Source organism: Burkholderia sp. Ac-20392 (assembly GCF_017104585.1).
Taxonomy (GTDB): Bacteria; Pseudomonadota; Gammaproteobacteria; order Burkholderiales; family Burkholderiaceae; genus Burkholderia; species Burkholderia lata.
In genome coordinates this window covers 1-1,386 of the sequence record NZ_JAAGPB010000964.1, presented here as the reverse complement: position 1 = coordinate 1,386, position 1,386 = coordinate 1, and the positions used below count along the sequence as shown (strand labels likewise).

At 69.5% G+C, this 1,386-nt stretch carries 2 pseudogenes; one reads left to right on the top strand and one right to left on the bottom strand.

The window, feature by feature from the left end:
* Positions 1-763 (top strand): annotated as a pseudogene (locus tag G3N99_RS40110) (glycosyltransferase); the annotation flags it as partial.
* Between the two features lie 103 nt (positions 764-866).
* Here G3N99_RS40110 and G3N99_RS40105 read toward each other — a convergent pair.
* Positions 867-1,386 (bottom strand): annotated as a pseudogene (locus G3N99_RS40105) (phage tail protein); the annotation flags it as partial.

The window sequence follows — 1,386 nt, the reverse complement described above, 5'->3', positions numbered from 1 at the left end:
CAGACGCTCGGCCTGCCGGCCGACTTCCTGCTGATGTCGGCATCCGCCCGACGCCGTCGCGCAGCTGGTCACGCGCGCGCAGGCCGAGAACCGCGATCTCGTGTCGCTGATGGTGCGGCTGCGCTGCGATTCGTTCTGGGAAAAGGCGCTGATCCCGGCGTTCGTGTTCTTCTTCGCGAAGCTCTACCCGTTCTCGTGGATCAACAACCCGCGCAACCGGACGGCCGGCGCCGCGGGCGGCTGCATGCTCGTCAAGCGCACGGCGCTCGAGGAAGCGGGCGGCATCGAGTCGATCCGCGGCGCGCTGATCGACGACTGCAGCCTCGCCGCGCAGATCAAGCATCGCGGCGAAGGCCGCCATCCGATCCGGCTCGACCTGGCCGACCGCAGCGTGTCGCTGCGCCCGTACGACAGCTGGCGCGACATCTGGAACATGATCGCGCGCACCGCGTTCACGCAGCTGCACTATTCGCCGCTGCTGCTGGCCGGCACGCTGCTCGGGATGACGATCATCTATCTCGTGCCGCCCGCCGCGGCGCTCGCGTATGGCGCGCGCGCATGGCCGGCGTGGCTCGCGTGGGCGTCGATGTGCGCCGCGTATGCGCCGATGCTGCGCTACTACCGCCGCTCGCCGCTGTGGGCGCCGGCGCTGCCGCTCGTCGCGCTGTTCTACGTGGGTGCGACGTTCGCGTCCGCGTGGCGCTACTGGCGCGGCAAGGGCGGCCAGTGGAAGGCGCGCGTGCAGGCGCCGGTGGATCGCTGAGTATGGCCCGGGAGGCGTGCCTCCCGGCAGCCGCAAAGCAAACAGCCCGATCGGTGGAAACCGGTCGGGCTGTTTCGTTTTCGGCGGTACGGACTGCCGGTGCTTAGCGCTGGGTCAGCATCATGTACATCTGGACCACGACGTCCGGCGAGAACGTGAACGGCACCCAGCCGTAGCCCGTGTGACGGGCCACCAGCAGGCGGTCGCCGTTCGACTGCTTCTGCACGGCCATCATCGGGTTCTTCGTCGTCACGAAGCGCCAGCCGGACGGGATGCCGGACGGCGGCTCAGGCTGCATCGACGCACGCGCATGCGCGAGTTCCTCGATCAGCTGGCCCAGTTGCTCCGGATGCAGCGTGATCGATTCGCCATTGATGGTCAGCGTGAGTTCGTTCTGCGTCGGACGCGACACGTGCAGCGTCGATTTGTCGGACGGGGCCGGGGTGATGGCGGCGACTTCGACTTCAACCGGCGTTTCGGCTTGCGCCGTCGCGACGACGGCCGTTGCGGCCTCGGCCGTCGAATCCACCGTTTCGGCCGCAGCCGGCGCGGGCGCGATCACGGCCGGTTCTGCCGCCGGCGCGTCGGCCGGCGCAGGTTCGACGGCTTCGGCTGCAACCGCC